The organism is Streptomyces sp. NPDC017676, assembly GCF_044329325.1.
Taxonomy (GTDB): Bacteria; Actinomycetota; Actinomycetes; order Streptomycetales; family Streptomycetaceae; genus Streptomyces.
The window spans coordinates 205,856-221,601 of the sequence record NZ_JBIRJA010000018.1 but is presented as its reverse complement, the minus strand read 5'-3'; the positions used below and the strand labels follow the sequence as shown (position 1 = coordinate 221,601).

Below are 15,746 nucleotides of genomic sequence, written 5' to 3'. Positions count from 1 at the left end.
CCGCCCCGGGCCGCAGGCGCACCTGCCGCCGGCCGCCCGGCGGCCGACCCCTCTGGAAGGGACCCGCTCGTGCCCAGCATCGATCTCACCGGCAAGGTGGCCGTCGTCACCGGAAGCGGCCGTGGCCTCGGCCTGGCCTACGCCCACGCCCTCGCCGCCCACGGCGCCGCCGTGGTCGTGAACGACATCGACGAGGTGGTGGCCGGGCAAGCCGCCAAGTCCATCACCGAGGCGGGCGGCAAGGCCGTGGCCGAGGCCGTCGCGGTCGGTACCAGCGAGGCCGCCGACCGGCTGGCGGCCCGCGCCGTGGCGGAGTTCGGCCGCCTGGACATCCTGGTCACCAACGCCGGCATCCTGCGCGACAAGGTGCTGTGGAAGATGACCGACGACGACTTCGACGCGGTGATCACCACCCATCTGCGCGGTACCTTCACCTGCGCCCGAGCCGCCGCCGTCCGGATGCGTGAGCAGGGCGAGGGCGGCACGATGATCCTGGTCGGCTCCCCGGCCGGACAGCGCGGCAACTTCGGACAGACGAACTACGCCGCCGCCAAGGCCGGCATCGCCGCCATGGCCCGCACCTGGTCGATGGAGCTGGCGCGCGCGCACATCACCGTCAACGCGATCGTTCCGGTCGCAGCCACCGCCATGACGGAGACCGTCCCGGCCTTCGCCCCGTACGTCGAGGCGATGAAGAACGGCGAGCCGCTGCCCGACTTCCTCCGCAAGACCGAGGGCTTCGGCACCCCCGAGGACTGCGCCGCTCTCGTACCCTTCCTCGCCTCCGAAGCGGCGCGCGGCGTGACCGGCCAGGCCATCGGCATCGGCGGTGACAAGGTCGCGCTCTGGTCGCATCCGCAGGAGATCACCGCGGCGTACGCGGACGGCGGCTGGTCCCCGGACGCCCTCGCCGACGTGTGGGCCACCTCGGTAGGCGCCGCACCGCAGACCGTCGGCATCCCCGCGCCGAAGTTCCCGGAGGCCTGATGGACCTGGACGGACTCGTCGCGATCGACGTCCACACCCACGCCGAGGTCTCCTCCAAGGGACACGCCTCGCTGGACGCCGACCTGCACGACGCCTCCTCCGCCTACTTCAAGGTGGAGGGCAACCGGAAGCCGACCCTGGAGGAGACAGCCGCGTACTACCGCGAACGGAAGATGGCCGCCGTCATCTTCACCGTCGACGCCGAGTCCGCCACCGGCACCGAACCGGTACCCAACGAGGAGGTCGCCGAGGCCGCCGCCGCCAACCCGGACGTGCTGATCCCGTTCGCCTCCATCGATCCCTTCCGCGGCAGGGCCGGCGTGAAGCAGGCCCGGCGCCTGGTCGAGGAGTACGGGGTGAAGGGTTTCAAGTTCCACCCCAGCATCCAGGGTTTCTTCCCCGACGACCGCTCCGTGGCCTACGGTCTGTACGAGGTCATCGAGGAGACCGGCACCATCGCTCTGTTCCACACGGGCCAGACCGGCATCGGAGCCGGCGTTCCCGGCGGGGGCGGCATCCGGCTGAAGTACTCCAACCCGCTGCACGTGGACGACGTCGCCGCCGACTTCCCCCATCTGAAGATCATCCTGGCGCATCCGTCGTTCCCCTGGCAGGACGAGGCCCTCGCGGTCGCCACGCACAAACCCGGCGTGCACATCGACCTGTCCGGGTGGTCGCCGAAGTACTTCCCGCCCCAACTCGTGCAGTACGCCAACACCTTGCTCAAGGACAAGGTGCTCTTCGGCTCGGACTTCCCCGTCCTCACCCCCGACCGCTGGCTCGCCGACTTCGCGAAGCTGCCGATCAAGGACGAAGTGCGCCCGAAGATCCTCAAGGAGAACGCCGCCCGGCTGCTCGGACTGACGCAAGCGTGAAGGGGCCGTGAGATGCGCAACGAGGGACTGGGGTCGTGGCCCCAACGCCGGGCCCGCAAGACCCCGCACCGCACCGCCCTGATCCACGGCGACCGGAGCGTCACCTACGCCGAGCTGCACGAACGCACCACCCGCCTCGCGCACGCCCTGCACGCCCGGGGAATCCGCCGCGGCGACCGGATCGCCTACCTCGGCCCCAACCACCCCGCCTACCTGGAGACGCTGTTCGCCGCGGGCACCCTCGGCGCGGTCTTCGTCCCGCTCAACATCCGCCTCGCCGCACCCGAGATCGCCTACCAGCTAGCCGACTCAGGCGCCAAGGCGCTCCTCCACGCGCCCTCGTCCGCCCCGCTGGTGGCCGGACTGCCGGCCGGCACCGATGTACGGACGGTCGTCGAAGTGGGCGCCGCATACGAGGAGTTGCTGGCCGCAGCCGGCGACGAGCCGATCGACCGGCCCGTGCCCCTCGACGACACCTGCATCATCATGTACACCTCGGGGACCACGGGCCGGCCCAAGGGCGCCATGCTCACGCACGGCAACCTGGTCTGGAACGCGTTCAACGTCCTCGTCGACCACGACCTGATCGCCGACGAACGCGCCCTGGTCTGCGCCCCCTTGTTCCACACGGCCGGACTGAACATGCTCACCCTGCCCGTCCTGCTCAAGGGGGGCACGTGCGTCCTGGTCGAGTCCTTCGACCCGGACGCCACCTTCGACCTGATCGAACGCCACCGGATCACCTTCATGTTCGGCGTGCCGACCATGTTCGACCAGGTGGCCCGGCATCCGCGCTGGGCGGACGCGGACCTGTCCTCCCTGCGGATCCTGACCTGCGGCGGCTCCCCGGTCCCGACCCCGCTGATCGCCAGGTACCAGGAGCGCGGGCTCACCTTCCTCCAGGGCTACGGCATGACGGAGGCCGCGCCCGGCACCCTCTTCCTGGACGCCGAACACGCGGTGACCAAGGCGGGATCGGCCGGCGTACCGCACTTCTTCAGCGACGTACGGGTGGTGCGGCCCGACCTCGCACCGGTCGACGTCGGCGAGACGGGAGAGGTCGTGGTGCGCGGCCCGCACGTCATGTCCGGCTACTGGGGACTGCCCGAGGAGACCGCGGCCGTCTTCGCCGACGGCTGGTTCCGCAGCGGGGACGCGGCCCGCGTCGACCACGACGGGTACATCCACATCGTCGACCGCATCAAGGACATGATCATCTCGGGCGGCGAGAACATCTACCCCGCCGAGATCGAGGACCAGCTCCTCGCGCACCCCGACATCGTCGAGTGCGCCGTCATCGGCGTGCCCGACGACAAGTGGGGCGAGGTGCCGCGCGCGGTCGTCGTCCCCCGCGAGGGCGCGACGCTCGACCCGGACGAGGTGATCACCTCACTCTCCGGCCGGCTGGCCAAGTACAAGATCCCCAAGTCGGTGGTGATCGCGGACGCCCTCCCGCGCACCGCCTCCGGAAAGCTCCTGAAATCGCGTGTCCGCTCCCGGTACGGCACCACCTCCTAGACAAGGACCACAGATGAGCATCACCGTCAACGGCCTCGACGAACTCAAGAAGCTCGCCGGCGGCGACCTCGGCACCAGCGAGTGGATCGAGGTCACGCAGGAGCGGATCAACACCTTCGCCGACGCCACGGGCGACCACCAGTGGATCCACGTCGACCCGGAAAGGGCGCAGGACGGCCCGTTCGGCGCGCCCGTCGCACACGGCTATCTGACCCTCTCCCTCTTCATCCCCCTCTTCACCGAGCTGCTGGAGGTCGAGGGCGTGTCGATGAAGGTCAACTACGGTCTGAACAAGGTGCGTTTCCCCGCACCGGTGACGGTCGGCTCCCGTATCCGGCTGGTCGCGAGGCTCGCCTCGGTGGAGGACGTGCCGGGCGGGGTGCAGATCGCCGTGGACGGCACGATGGAGATCGACGGCGGCGGAAAGCCCGCGGCCGTCCTGCAGAGCCTGTCGCGGTTCTACGTCTGACCGGGAAGATCCCGCCCGGGGCATGAGGTGCCCCTGCCCGATGCGGTGCGCGGGTCGCACGGCACCGCCCCGGGCGGGGTTGCCCCGGCGGCGGGCGTCGCGCTCTCGCCTGCGACAGAGAGCGTGTCCGTCACCCGGGCGGACCCTTCGGCCGACAGCCGACAGCCGACAGCCGACAGCCGACAGCCGACAGCCGACAGTCGGGCGCGAGGACCAGCCACTCACGCTGGACCGGCGGCTGCCAAGACGCGAACAGCTACCGGGAACGCCCAGGCAACGCCGTCCCGCGGTCCTGGACCGTGGACCTCGGATCGTCGCAGACCGTCCGCCGCCTGGGTGCCGAAGCCCCACCGCTGTCCCTCCGGCAGGCGCGCACCCGGACCTGTCCGTGCTCGGCGGCACGGACAGGTCCGCTTCCCCGACCGTGGTCGCTGCGAAGGGCCGCCGCTTCGACCAGGCGACTGGCTGTACGGCACGGTCACCCTGCCGAGCGCACCGCCCCGCGTCACCTGAGGCGGAGCGTGACCGGCGACGCCGGCTGTCCGCGGCGCGGAGGTGGAGGCGCGCCATGCGTGACCCGAGGGCTCCGTCACAGATCGAGCACCAACCGCGCGCCCCGGCACCGGGACACGCAGATCATCATGGTCTCGCCGGATTCCCGCTCCTCGTCCGTCAGAACCGAGTCCCGGTGCTCCGGTGTGCCCTCCAGGACGTCGGTCTCGCAGGTACCGCAGGTGCCCTCGGTGCAGGAGTAGAGCACCTCGACGCCCGCGGCACGCACGGTGTCGAGGACCGACACCCGCGGCGGGACGATGAGCGTACGACCGCTCCGCTCCAGGACGACCTCGAACGCGCCGTCCTCTCCGCCGGGTTGCTCCTTGGGCCGGAACCGCTCGACGCGCAGCGCCCCGGCCGGGCAGCGCTCCTCCACGGCGTCCAGCAGCGGGTCCGGGCCACAGCAGTAGACGAGCGTGTCGTCGGGCAGGTCGTCCAGCACCGGGGCCAGGTCCAGCAGCCCGGTCTCGTCCTGCGGGGCGATCGTCACCCGGTGCCCGTACCGCTCCAGCTCCGCGGTGAACGCCATGGAGCGGCGGGTGCGCCCGCCGTACAGCAGCGTCCACTCGGCGCCCGCCGCCTCGGCCGCGGCGAGCATCGGCAGGACGGGCGTGATGCCGATGCCGCCCGCGATGAACCGGTAGCGGGGGGAGGGCCGCAGGGGGAAGTGGTTGCGCGGCCCCCGCACCCGTACCTTGTCGCCCTCGCGCACCCGCTCGTGGACGTGCGCCGAGCCACCCCGCCCGTCGGCCTCGCGGAGCACGGCGATCCGCCACAGGTGCCGGTCCGCGGGATCGCCGCACAGCGAGTACTGCCGCTCCAGGCCCGGACCGAGCAGGACGTCGACATGGGCGCCCGGCTCCCAGGCCGGCAGCTCCTCGCCCAGCGGATGGCGCAGGGTGAGGGCGAGCACACCCTCGGCCGCCGGCTCGCGGCGGTCGACGACGAGTCGGGCTTCGTACACGGTCATGAGGTGGTTCCTCCGGGCTGGTGTCCTTCGGGGTGAGCGAGCATCCACTCCCACATCCGCACCGGGTCCTCGGCGGTGTTCTCGGCGCCGCAGTGGCAGGTGCCGTGCAGGACGTCGGTGCCCGGGAGCCAGTCGATGCGGTAGACCTCGCGGTTCACAGCGGCGGACGGCGTGCTCACCGGATCTTCTCCACCGGCTTGTCGCCCTCCTCGACCAGACGGGCGAGGATACGGCGGGCGGCGAGACCACCGGTGTCGATGTTGATGCTCAGCTCCTGGTAGCCGGCCCGCTCGGTGCCGAGTGTCTTCTGCAGCAGGTTGAGCGCGTCGACATCCTGCATGACGACCGTGTGGTTGAAGTCGTGCAGGAACGCGGTGACTTCCTCGTCGTCCTTCGCGAAGTCCCGGGAGACGGCCCAGAAGTCGTACACCTTGCCGTCGGCGGACGGGGTGATCGCATAGGTGATCTCGGTGTGGAAGCCGTTCGGGTCGCTGCCGTCCGGCTCGGGCAGCACGCCGACCGGCGCGATCCGGCTGTGCAGCAGGTAGAGGCAGGGTGCGTGGTACTCGATGTCCTGCCAGCGGGTGATACGGCCCTCGATGCCGGTGGAGCGGGCGTAGAAGGGCGGGCAGGCGGCGTCGTCCATGTGCCGGCTGACCCGCACGATGCCGGCGCCCTCGTCGACCTCGGTGGTGATCGGCGTCTCGGCGACCTCCGGGGTGCCGATGTAGCCGCCGTGCAGATACGTCTCGTGGGAGAGGTCGAGGAGGTTGTCCACCAGCAGGCCGTAGTCGGCGTCGATCGGTTCCATGCCGCGCACCGTCACCCAGTCCGGGGAGTCCAGGTGCCGGGCCCGCGGAATGGTTCCCGCGTCGGCGAGCGCCGGGTCGCCGATCCACACCCACACCAGGGAGTCCTGCTCGACGACCGGGTACGAGGCGACCCGGGCCGTGCGCGGGACGCGCTTCTGCCCCGGCACGTACACGCAGGCGCCCGTCGTGTCGTAGGTGAACCCGTGGTACCCGCACACGACGCGGTCCCCGTCGAGCCGGCTCTCCGAGAGGGGGAAGCGGCGGTGGACACAGCGGTCGGCCAGCGCGACCGCGGTGCCGTCCTCCTCGGCGCGGTAGAGGACGAGCGGCTCACCGAGGATCGTCCGGCCGAGCAACTCGCGCCCGACCTCGTGGCTGTAGGCGGCGACGTACCACTGGTTCCTGGCGAAAGCAGTCATGTGCGGCATGGCAGTTCCCGTCCCTGTCGGCGGGGCTCCGTCGCCCCGCGTGCCGTGGTTGGAATCAGGGTCCTGAGGCTTGCGCCGGCTCGGCAAGGCGGCTTCTGCCAGACGGAAGAACTTCTGTGAAGAGGCTGGTCAGAGCCTTGTCCTGTCAGCCGTTAGCCACTGGAGTGGAGGACCGGGCGGTAACGTCTCCTTCGACGATGAGCCGCCGCACCGGACAACTGCACCTCAACGCCTGCCTCAAGCCGCCGGGGGAGCACCTGGCCGCCTGGCGGCACCCGGGCACGGCGGCGGACGCGGGCGTCAGCATCCGGGAGGTCCTCTCCTTCGCGCGGACCGCCGAACGGGCCGCCTTCGACGCGGTGTTCCTCGCCGGTCTACGGGCCCTGCCACGTGGCCCGCACCTTCGCCTCCCCCGACCAGGCCCGGAACTTCGGCCTCGGCGCCCACCTCGACCACACCACCCGCTAGGACCGCGCCGAGGAGTTCCACGACGTCGTGACAGGGCTGTGGGACTCCTTCGAGGACGACGCCTTCCGCCAGGACCAGGCGGGCGGCGCCGACGGGGCCACTCCTCGAAGTCGAGCTGACGTTCGACAACGGAACCTGAAGACGGCCGCGTGAAGGCAACCATGCTGAGACGACCTCGTGTTCGTGCCGCGGCTCTCCGCCTGCGGCCCGAGGTCGCTCCTCGACCTCGGCCCCGACGTCGAGGTGCTTCAACCGCTGGACATGTGGGACGGCTGGGCCGAGCCGAGCGCTTGCACAGCAGCCCGGTACCGGTCAGCCCGATGCCAGGCCGCGGAGGAGCACATCCAGTGACTGTTGCGGGCTCTGTCCCGCGGTGTCGACGACGACACGCTCGCGGTCCCACGGCTCGTACTCCCGGTCGACGACCTGCTGCCAGTTGGGCAGCGGCAGACCTGGAACGTCGGCCGACCGCGAGGTCACGCGGCGCCGGTGCTCCGCCGGTTCCGAGCACACCACCTCCACCTCGACGACGCGCACGCCCGCCCCGACGGCCGTGTCCCGCCAGGCGTCACGCGTCACACTCAACCTGTGGGCGGGCATCGGGCTGGTCCGGGGTGGGGCCGGGACCGCCCTGGTCGGCTGTCACACCGAGGTTGCCGAGCGGATCAAGGAGTACGCCGCGCTGGGATCGAGGAGTTCGTCTTCTCCGGGTATCCGCATCTGGAGGAGGCGTACTGGTTCGGCGAGGGCGTGCTGCCGAAGCTTCAGGCGCAGGGTCTGTGGCGGCACCCGTACGGGCAGCAGGTGGCCCCCGCCGCCCAGGTCCCCTTCGCCGGTGCCGGGAGCGCGCGATGACCCATGTGATCGCCGTCGCCGCCGAGCCGGCCGCCAAGTTCGCCCGCGAGACCGCCCCGCGCGGCGCCGAACGCGTTCCGCCGCGCAGAACTCGACGCACCGTCGGGCTCCGGGCTCCTTGGCATCACCGGGTCCCGCTCCCACGGTGGCGCCGAGGTGAGTGCCCGCGCCCTCGGCGAGGTCGACCGGCCGCTGTCGGCGGCCGGCTCCAGCATCTGCCGGATCCCACAGAACCACTCCTTCTTCGTGGAGGTGCTGAAGGAGAACGGCACGGCCGAGCAGCGTGACTTCTTCTACGCCGAGCTGCCGGCGGGGCGGAGGTTCGGGAACGCCCTCGCGGAGAAGGGCACGGCGCGTACACCCTGACCGGCACCGAGAACTACTCCGGCGGTGCCCTGTTCGCCCACTGGCTCCCGGTCTGCGCGCTCGACCCGGACGACACCCTCACTGCCGCCTTCGTCCCGCACGACGCCCCTGCGTCACCGTCGTCGACGACTGGGACGGCATCGGGCAGCGCGGCACCGCCAGCGGCCCCGTGCGGTTCGAGGACGTGCACGGGCCCGCCGGCCAGGCCGTGCCCCACCACCTCACCTTCGAGCGACCCGAAGTCCCCGGCACCTTTGGCCAGTTCATCCACGCGGCCGTCGACACCGGCATCGCCCGCGCGGCGCCGGAGGAGGGCGGCGAGCCGATCCGTACCATCGCGCGGCCGTGGGGGGAGTCAGGCGTCGACCGGGCGAGCGAACGGGGCCAGGGCCGCCGCCGAGGGCCGCGACCCGTACAGCGTCAAGATCTTCATCCTGCTCACAGCCATCACCGCGCCGACCGACGAGGAGGCCCGCGCCAAGTACGACGACCTCGTCTCCCACGCGTCCTGCGAGGGCGCCCTCGCCCTCTACGGCGGCTGGAGCGGCCTCGACCTGTCCGAACTCGTCGGTGTCGGTGTACTCCAGGGGCTCGTCCGGCGCGACCCGCTACCTGGGCATCGGCGGTATCGGCCCCGTGGTGTGGGCTACTGCGCAACCGTGGCAGGATCCCGGCCTCGTCCGCCGGCGCCACGCTCCGCGAACGCCTCCACGGCACGACCGGCAGCCCCCGGGTCAGGGACGACCACCCGGCCGCCCGCCATCGCGAACTCGCCATCCGGGAGCGTGAATCGGCCGGAGCGCACCGGCTTTCCTAGTTTTCCTATCGAATTACTAGGAAAGTGTTGACGGTGGCCGAAGAGGAGAGTGAGGATGATGAAGCCGACGCGTCAGTGCGCACCGTTGCACTCCCACGCCGCCCCGCCGGGCACCGCGTCGTCCTCGGTCCCCTGGAGGAAGACGCCATGACCACAGCACCGAGCTGTAGCGACGGCCGCGGTCGCACGGAGCGGGTGAGGACATGACGGTGACGGCGGACGAGGTGACCGACGCGGGAGCCGAGCAGGCCGACTGGCTGCACATAGCCCGGGAGATGGCGGACGACCTGGCCACGGACGCGGTCGAGCGCGAACAGGCCGGCAAAGCACCGCTCGACGAGGTGGCGCGGTTGCGCGAGTCGGGACTGCTGACACTGACGGCACCGGCCGGACTCGGGGGAGGCGGTGCGGACTGGCGCACGGCGTATGCGGTCATCCGGACCGTCGCCGCGGCCGACGGGGCCATCGGCCACCTGCTGGGCAACCACTACTTCCTGTCCCGCAGCGCCCGGTTCTTCGCCGACCGCACCCGTGCCGCCCGCATCGAGCGGGAGTCGACGGCGGGGCAGTGGTGCTGGGGAGGAGGTATCGCCTCCCACGAACCACCACTCATCCTGACCCCCACGTCGGGCGGCTGTCTGCTCAACGGCTACCAGAGGTACGCCACCGGAGTCGGGATCGCCGACCGGCTGGTGGTTCGAGCCGCCGAGTACGGCACCGGTGAGCCGTTGGCCGTCCTGGTCGACCCCGCCCGCCCGGGCGTCGTGAGCGGCGCCGGCGGGGACGCCTTCGGCCAGCGGCTCGCGGCCGGTGGCGGCGTGGAGTTCGACTCCGTGCCGGTCGCGGCCGACGATGTGCTCGGCTCCCTCTCGCCGGACGAGGGCGTCCTGTCACCCTTCGCCGCTCTGGCCGCGCCGACCGCGCGTCTGGTCTCCGTCCACTTCTGCCTTGGCGTGACAGACGGCCTGCTGGCCGAGGTCCGCGAGCACGGAAGGGGCACGAGGTCCCCCTGGCAGCCCTTCTCGCCTCAGCCCTGGCCGGACAGCCCGCCGCACGATCCGTACGCGCTGACCGTGTACGGCGAGCTCACCGTCGTCGCACGTGCCGCGTCCGCCCTCGCCGAGCAGGCGGTGGATGCCCTGGTGCGCGGCCTCGTACGGGGCGAGGACCTCGACGACGAGGAGTGCGCGGAGATCGCCGTCCTCGCGACCGTGGCCGAGTCCGCCGCCTCCCGGGCCGCCCAGGAGATCACCACCCGCGCCCTGGACGTCATCGGCGCCGACGCCGCCTCCGCGCGGCACGGCTTCGACCGCTTCTGGCGCGACGCCCGGACACACACCCTGCGCGAGCCGGTCGCCCACAGACTGCGCGAGGTGGGCGACTACTTCCTCAACGGCGCTCACCCACCCTTCGCCCTTCCGGCCTGACCGGGAGGGCGACCGGTGCGGGGGCCGACACGACAGTAATGGACAATCGCGGTATGCGGATCTCGGCGCGGGCGGACTATGCGGTGCGGGCGGCACTGGAGCTGGCCGCAGCAGGGGGCGGGGCCTCGCTCAAGGCCGAGGCGATCGCCGCGGCACAGGGCATCCCGCACAAATTCCTGGAGGGCATCCTCGGCGACCTGCGCCGGGGCGGTCTCGTGGTCAGCCAGCGGGGCGGCAATGGCGGCTACCGGCTCGCCCGCCCGCCGGAGTCGATCGCCATCGCCGACGTCATCCGCGTCGCGGACGGCCCCCTGGTCTCGGTGCGGGGAGTGCGCCCACCCGAGCTCTCCTACTGCGGTCCCGCGGAGTCGCTGCTGCCGCTGTGGATCGCCGTACGCGCCAACGTCCGCAAGATCCTCGACGAGGTCACCCTGGCCCACGTGGCCGCGGCCAAGCTGCCCGGGGAGGTTGTGAGCCTCGCGGAGGACCCCGATGCCTGGACGAATCCCTGACCGACGTCCGGTGAACGCAGCGAGCAGAACTCCGAGGGGGACAAGCTCATCGAGACGCGGGCGCAGCGCAGACCGTCCCGTCGGCGCTCGCAGGTCCGTGCACCGCCCCGTTCGCCCTGACCAGCCCCACTGCGCCGCGCGTGACCCGGACCTGCGCCAGGTGGAAGCGGCTCTCGGAGGAGGACGTCGACGCTCGGGTCTTCTCCGGTGTCCACACGAGGCCCGGCCGACGAGGCGGGGGTGCGGGGCCGAGGCCATGCCCTCGGTGGGGACCAGGCACGCACGCAGTCCCGGCGCTCCCGGGGTCACACCCAGAGTTCCTGGCTTGCGCACACGCGCGCGCCCATGTTGCGCTCCATCATCCGCAGTGCCGCCTGAGCGAGGTCCTCGTGGATGTGCGCGACGGCGTCGTGCGGAACGATGACGTCGAAGTGCCGGATGTGCGCGTCCAGGGCCGAGTACAGCACGCACTGTTCGGTCACCTGCCCGGCGAGCACCAGCCGGCCGACACCCTGCTGCTGCAACAGGTAATGAAGCGGTGTCTCGAAGAAGATGGAGTGGCGGGCCTTGAGTACGAAGAGCGAGTCCGCATCGGGCTTCACGGGCTCCACGAGACGGGCGTGAGGGGTGGCCAGAGCCCGATCGAGCAACTCGCCGTGGTGTGAACGCCACTCGCCGAAGTTGTCATTGACGTAGATGACCGGTACCCCGCGACCACGCGCGCGCCGCAGCAGATCGGTCAGGACCGGCACGACCGGTTCTGCCGAGCGGATCAGCTGGTCGGCGTCCTTGTGGTCGTAGGTGTTGATCATGTCGATGACGATCAGCGCAGTCTTGCTCATACGACCAGCGTGCCACCGACGGGCAGCGAACCGACTCCGGAGCGCCGGGCACGACGCGGACGGCTCACCGTCCGGGGTCCGTGGACCAGCGCGGCCGTCGCAACCGTCGCGAGTCCCGGCCGCGCGAAGGGCGCCCGGGTGCGGGCAGCGGCAGCCCTGCCGGCGCGCGTGGGCCGGCCGCACTGTGCATGGCGATGGCTCCCCCTGGGGATCGGGGGAGCCATCCAGAGAAGCTGGACCGCCTGCGGCGTCAGTGGATCACGCGTGTCGGTGCGTGTGGCGGTTGCCGGCGATGAGGCGGTACAGGGCGAGCAGGATGAGGGAGCCGACGATCGCGGCGATCCACGTGGAGAGTTCGAAGAACCCGTCGACGGAGTCGACGCCGAAGATCACCTTGCCGAGCCAGCCGCCGAGCAGACCACCGGCGATGCCGATGAGCATGGTGACGATGATGCCGCCGGGGTCCTTGCCCGGCATGATGGCCTTGGCGATGGCGCCGGCGAGGAGGCCGATGATGATCCACGCGAGGATGCTCATGATGTGTCTCCGTCTCGCTGTATAAAGACTGTGTCAGCTCCTCGTCTGTACCGTCCGCGCTCATACAAACGTGGGATCGCGGTTCTCCGCTTCTGAAGTGAAGAGACGCGGTGTCACGACACCGGCCGGTTCCCCGGAGACAAGCAGGTGAGCGCGGCCCCAGGAGCGACACCCGGCGTCCGGATCACATGCCCGATCTGGGCCGGCCGGCGCATCCACGAACCGCTGCCGTACTGCGAGACGGCGTTCACGCAGAACCGGTGCCTCCGTCGCCGGTCCCCGGACGGTCGATGCGGTACAGACAGTGGGGGTCCGGTCATCGACCGAGGGCTCCCGCCCGCGGGCGGCGGGCCCGAAGTCGCGCACCACCGGTTCCAGCGTGGTCTCGTGATTCCACCGGGCCTTGTGGATCCTCAGCCGACCGAGACGCTGACCCAGGTCCGACGGCTCCGGCTTGGGGCCGTCCTGGCCGGCTGCCCTGGTCTCGACGCCCTGATGCCCCCCTCCACGCTCTCGCGGGGCGGCATCGGCAGAGACCGGGCCGCCGTCATCGCCGGCCTGACCCTGCCCTGGGACTCCGGCGTCGTCGAAGGACCGTCAACAGGATCAAGATGCTCAAGCGCCAGATGTTCGGCCGGGACGGTTGCAGCCTGCTGCGCAAGCGCGTATTGGTGGCCACCTGATCAACCACCGGGCTCCCGGTGAGAGGACTTCCCTCCACGGGCAGATGATGAGAAGGCGGCAGCGTGGACGCAGCGGTAGCGATCAGCCTGATGCGCATGGCCGCTGCGGACTTGGCCATGGAACCCTGGCAGCGCCCCTGTGACGCCTACCTGGTCCAGTTGGGCCTGGACGCCTTGATGGCCGACGTCGAGGCTCCCTCGGTTCCCCTGCTGGCCGGCCTCGCGCGTGGTGAGTACCCGCAGGCCCGCGAGCTGTTCCACCTTGTGCTGGAAGAGTTGGGTCTGCTGCCGCTGACCTCGCGAGATCTTGCCAAGGCGCGATGGACCGCGGCCCAGTGGTGGGCCGGCCAGATCGTGGCACGCCGACTCGATCCCGTGCACGGAGCGAAGCTGGTCTATGAGGAAGCCGCAGCGGAACTCGACTACCCCGACGCGCTGCGGCCCATCGTCGACCTGGCAAGAGCGATCGGTCTGCCGAATGATCAACCTCCGGACCAGCAGCACGTTCGCGACCGGGTCACCTCCGCAGCGCGAGACTTTCTCGTCGCAGAAGGGCACCAGGACCCCAGCCCGTGATCTGCGTCGCCTGCCCCCTGACCGGTTCACGGAAAGCGAGCCAGAACCACAGGTCGCGAACAAGGCGGGCCGGCCCTGGCCCGAGGCCGGCAGCGGCGCGGTGGTGACGCGGTGCAATGTGCCGTTGTGAGCCAGAGCGTGGAGCGGCGGTAGCAGGACCGCCACAGCCCGCACGGTGATCGGGACGACCTGGGTCTTGGTCGGCTCACACCCTTGCCGGTCTGATGGTGCGGGCCGTGGGTGACGTCCACAGGATCCTGGGACCGGGATCAGGGCGGCGCGGAGACGTCCCCACGGCGGCGAGGAGTCACTTCTGCCAGCCGACCGTCTCCGGCAGGGGGGTGCCGAAGATCGTGGCGCCGACGTTGGCCAGTCCCTTCTTGACTCCGTAGACGGAGGGACCGCTGTACAGCGGCAGGAAGGCGTACTGCGCGAGTTCCTTGCGTTCGATCGCGTTGGCCCGGGCCGTCTGCTTCGCGGGGTCGGATATCCGGGATGCCGCGTGGATCTCCTTGTCCAGTTCGGGGGTTCCCGTGCCGGTCAGGTTGGAGTCACTGTCGGTGCCGTAGAACTGGTACAGGTAGCGAGCGCCGAAGGGGTCCGTCGAGCGGTTGCCGGAGAGGAACAGGTCGAAGTCGCGATCGCTGAGGATCTTGGAGAAATCGGCTTCGTCCGCCTTCTTGATGTCGACCTGGATGCCGACCGGCTTGAGCATGGCGGCGAACGCGTTGGCCGTCGCCTTCTCCAGCGGGTCGTCGCCGAGCAGGGTGTAGCCCACCCTGAGCTTGGTGCCGTTCTTCTCCCGGACGCCGTTGCCGTCGGCCTTCCAGCCGGCCGCGTCGAGAGTCTTCCCGGCGTCGTCGGGCGAGTACTTGATCACCGATGAGACGTTGTCCGAGTAGCCCTTCTGGAAGCTGTAGAGCAGCGCCGAGCCGGGAAGGGGCTCGGAGTAGTCCAGGCCCTGGAACTGGATCTTGGCGATCTGTGTCCTGTCGATGCTCTCCAGCAGCGCCTTGCGCACCCCGACGTCCTTGAGCACCGGGGACTTCGAGTTGACGTAGAGCGAGTACTCGAAGGGGCTGCCGCCACGACGGATCTCGGTTCCGTCGACCCCGCTGATCTGCTTCAAGCCCTCGGCACTGCCTGTGGCGGCATAGTCGACCTGCCCGTTCTTGAAGGCGTTGATCGCGGCCTCGGAGTCCAGGTTGACGTAGACGCGCTTGTCGAGCTTGCCTCTCTTGCCCCACCACTTCGGGTTGCGGACGAAGGTGAGGTTGCCGCTCTTGGTGTCGAAGGTGCCGACGGTGTAGGGGCCCGCGCCCCATTCGGGATGCGCCTTCTTCACGTAGGCGTCGTTGAAGTTGGCGACCGTGGCGGCCTTGGGGTGCAGGAACGTCGTGAACAGGCTCGACCACCACGGGTCGACTCCCTTGAAGTCGATGACGGCCTGCCGGTCGTCGGTGCCGCGGGTGACCGAGACGATCTTCCGGTAGCCCTCGGTGTTGGTCGCGTTGTAGTCCTTGTTCGAGCCGTTGTTGGCCTGCCAGGTCGCCTTCACGGCCCGCCAGTCGATCGGAGTGCCGTCGTTGTAGGTGGCTTTGGGGTTGAGTGTGAGGATCACCCGCTGGTTGCCGCCGGTCACCGTGACCTTGACGTCACTGAGGTAGTCCGGGTTGTACTGCACGTCACCCGTGGGGGAGTAGGTGATGACATCCGGGTTGTACCAGAACCACACACGGCTCGCGGTGAGAGTGGCGTTGGCGTTGAACGGGTTGCCCTGGTCGTCGAAGGTCCCGGGAGTGGTGTAGGTGCCTCCGTCCTTGATGTTGTCGTACGGCTGGGGGTTGTAGTCGACCTTCGCCGAGGCGACCGCGGGCGTCGAGCCGTTTCCCGCCTTCCCGTCGTTCGGAGTGTCGGCCCCGGAGGAACTGCAGGCGGTGGCCGTGAGGGCGAGGGCGAGGGCGACGGTGAGCGCGGAGGCCGGGGCGATACTCGATCGCATGGGGAGTTGATCCGTTTCTCTGTGGGGTGAGGCGGTGCCGCGCGTCG

15 protein-coding genes and 1 pseudogene are annotated in these 15,746 nt (G+C 70.4%); 9 read left to right on the top strand and 7 right to left on the bottom strand.

All coding sequences use genetic code 11. From position 1 onward, the window contains the following. Window positions 1–69: 69 nt before the first annotated feature. From ACH4LD_RS33690 to ACH4LD_RS33675, 4 genes are read left to right on the top strand one after another with little or no spacing between them, the layout of a single operon-like run. Window positions 70–987: an SDR family oxidoreductase gene (locus ACH4LD_RS33690; protein WP_398057767.1), complete on the top strand. Its 918-nt coding sequence runs from the start codon at window positions 70–72 to the stop codon at window positions 985–987. Next, entirely contained in the window at window positions 987–1,862 is an 876-nt protein-coding gene (locus tag ACH4LD_RS33685; protein WP_398057768.1) for an amidohydrolase family protein, read from the top strand. Before ACH4LD_RS33690 ends, ACH4LD_RS33685 begins: the two co-directional genes overlap by 1 nt. Window positions 1,863–1,874: 12 nt before the next feature. After that, window positions 1,875–3,380, top strand: coding sequence for an o-succinylbenzoate--CoA ligase (menE, locus tag ACH4LD_RS33680; RefSeq protein WP_398057769.1), 1,506 nt, complete (start codon window positions 1,875–1,877; stop codon window positions 3,378–3,380). 13 nt (window positions 3,381–3,393) lie between these two features. Then, window positions 3,394–3,849 (top strand): MaoC family dehydratase, encoded by a 456-nt coding sequence (locus tag ACH4LD_RS33675; protein ID WP_398057770.1) that lies wholly within the window; start codon window positions 3,394–3,396, stop codon window positions 3,847–3,849. Window positions 3,850–4,438: 589 nt separating this feature from the next. Here ACH4LD_RS33675 and ACH4LD_RS33670 read toward each other — a convergent pair. From ACH4LD_RS33670 to ACH4LD_RS33655, 4 genes are all read right to left on the bottom strand, one after another. Beyond that, window positions 4,439–5,374: a PDR/VanB family oxidoreductase gene (locus tag ACH4LD_RS33670; protein ID WP_398057771.1), complete on the bottom strand. Its 936-nt coding sequence runs from the start codon at window positions 5,372–5,374 to the stop codon at window positions 4,439–4,441. Further along, complete coding sequence (locus ACH4LD_RS33665; protein WP_030647339.1) at window positions 5,371–5,553, bottom strand: hypothetical protein; 183 nt, start codon at window positions 5,551–5,553, stop codon at window positions 5,371–5,373. Before ACH4LD_RS33665 ends, ACH4LD_RS33670 begins: the two co-directional genes overlap by 4 nt. Beyond that, a complete protein-coding gene (locus ACH4LD_RS33660; protein WP_398057772.1) occupies window positions 5,550–6,614 on the bottom strand; it encodes a Rieske 2Fe-2S domain-containing protein in 1,065 nt (354 codons plus the stop codon). The genes ACH4LD_RS33665 and ACH4LD_RS33660 overlap by 4 nt, the downstream gene beginning before the upstream one ends. A gap of 780 nt (window positions 6,615–7,394) precedes the next feature. After that, window positions 7,395–7,661, bottom strand: coding sequence for a hypothetical protein (locus ACH4LD_RS33655; protein ID WP_398057930.1), 267 nt, complete (start codon window positions 7,659–7,661; stop codon window positions 7,395–7,397). Between the two features lies 1 nt (window position 7,662). On the opposite strand from ACH4LD_RS33655, the pseudogene ACH4LD_RS33650 reads away from it, so the two are divergent. From ACH4LD_RS33650 to ACH4LD_RS33635, 4 genes and pseudogenes are all read left to right on the top strand, one after another. Continuing rightward, window positions 7,663–7,937, top strand: a pseudogene (locus ACH4LD_RS33650) (alkanesulfonate monooxygenase); the annotation flags it as partial. A gap of 123 nt (window positions 7,938–8,060) precedes the next feature. Continuing rightward, a complete protein-coding gene (locus ACH4LD_RS33645) occupies window positions 8,061–8,303 on the top strand; it encodes a hypothetical protein (protein WP_398057923.1) in 243 nt (80 codons plus the stop codon). 1,020 nt (window positions 8,304–9,323) lie between these two features. Continuing rightward, a complete protein-coding gene (locus tag ACH4LD_RS33640) occupies window positions 9,324–10,547 on the top strand; it encodes an acyl-CoA dehydrogenase family protein (RefSeq protein ID WP_398057773.1) in 1,224 nt (407 codons plus the stop codon). 53 nt (window positions 10,548–10,600) lie between these two features. Continuing rightward, a complete protein-coding gene (locus ACH4LD_RS33635; RefSeq protein ID WP_398057774.1) occupies window positions 10,601–11,059 on the top strand; it encodes an RrF2 family transcriptional regulator in 459 nt (152 codons plus the stop codon). A 305-nt stretch (window positions 11,060–11,364) separates the two neighbouring features. Here the strand turns inward: ACH4LD_RS33635 and ACH4LD_RS33630 are convergent, their stop codons facing one another. Further along, window positions 11,365–11,901 carry a cysteine hydrolase family protein gene (locus ACH4LD_RS33630; protein WP_398057775.1) on the bottom strand — a complete coding sequence of 179 codons (537 nt, stop codon included), beginning with the start codon at window positions 11,899–11,901 and terminating at the stop codon, window positions 11,365–11,367. A gap of 258 nt (window positions 11,902–12,159) precedes the next feature. Next, on the bottom strand, window positions 12,160–12,438 hold the full coding sequence (locus ACH4LD_RS33625; protein ID WP_398057776.1) for a GlsB/YeaQ/YmgE family stress response membrane protein: 279 nt from the start codon (window positions 12,436–12,438) through the stop codon (window positions 12,160–12,162). 746 nt (window positions 12,439–13,184) lie between these two features. On the opposite strand from ACH4LD_RS33625, the gene ACH4LD_RS33620 reads away from it, so the two are divergent. Beyond that, a complete protein-coding gene (locus ACH4LD_RS33620) occupies window positions 13,185–13,697 on the top strand; it encodes a hypothetical protein (RefSeq protein ID WP_398057777.1) in 513 nt (170 codons plus the stop codon). A 307-nt stretch (window positions 13,698–14,004) separates the two neighbouring features. Here ACH4LD_RS33620 and ACH4LD_RS33615 read toward each other — a convergent pair whose 3' ends face one another. Next, a complete protein-coding gene (locus ACH4LD_RS33615; RefSeq protein ID WP_398057778.1) occupies window positions 14,005–15,699 on the bottom strand; it encodes an ABC transporter family substrate-binding protein in 1,695 nt (564 codons plus the stop codon). Window positions 15,700–15,746 lie beyond the last annotated feature (47 nt).

What these genes read in the sequence shown, in the direction of transcription:
- ACH4LD_RS33635 (WP_398057774.1), top strand. Translation starts at nt 10,601, where the DNA reads ATGCGGATCTCGGCGCGGGCGGACTATGCGGTGCGGGCGGCACTGGAG.
- ACH4LD_RS33640 (WP_398057773.1), top strand. Translation starts at nt 9,324, where the DNA reads ATGACGGTGACGGCGGACGAGGTGACCGACGCGGGAGCCGAGCAGGCC.
- ACH4LD_RS33615 (WP_398057778.1), bottom strand. Translation starts at nt 15,699, where the DNA reads ATGCGATCGAGTATCGCCCCGGCCTCCGCGCTCACCGTCGCCCTCGCC.
- ACH4LD_RS33625 (WP_398057776.1), bottom strand. Translation starts at nt 12,438, where the DNA reads ATGAGCATCCTCGCGTGGATCATCATCGGCCTCCTCGCCGGCGCCATC.
- ACH4LD_RS33630 (WP_398057775.1), bottom strand. Translation starts at nt 11,901, where the DNA reads ATGAGCAAGACTGCGCTGATCGTCATCGACATGATCAACACCTACGAC.
- ACH4LD_RS33670 (WP_398057771.1), bottom strand. Translation starts at nt 5,374, where the DNA reads ATGACCGTGTACGAAGCCCGACTCGTCGTCGACCGCCGCGAGCCGGCG.
- menE (WP_398057769.1), top strand. Translation starts at nt 1,875, where the DNA reads ATGCGCAACGAGGGACTGGGGTCGTGGCCCCAACGCCGGGCCCGCAAG.
- ACH4LD_RS33660 (WP_398057772.1), bottom strand. Translation starts at nt 6,614, where the DNA reads ATGCCGCACATGACTGCTTTCGCCAGGAACCAGTGGTACGTCGCCGCC.
- ACH4LD_RS33685 (WP_398057768.1), top strand. Translation starts at nt 987, where the DNA reads ATGGACCTGGACGGACTCGTCGCGATCGACGTCCACACCCACGCCGAG.
- ACH4LD_RS33675 (WP_398057770.1), top strand. Translation starts at nt 3,394, where the DNA reads ATGAGCATCACCGTCAACGGCCTCGACGAACTCAAGAAGCTCGCCGGC.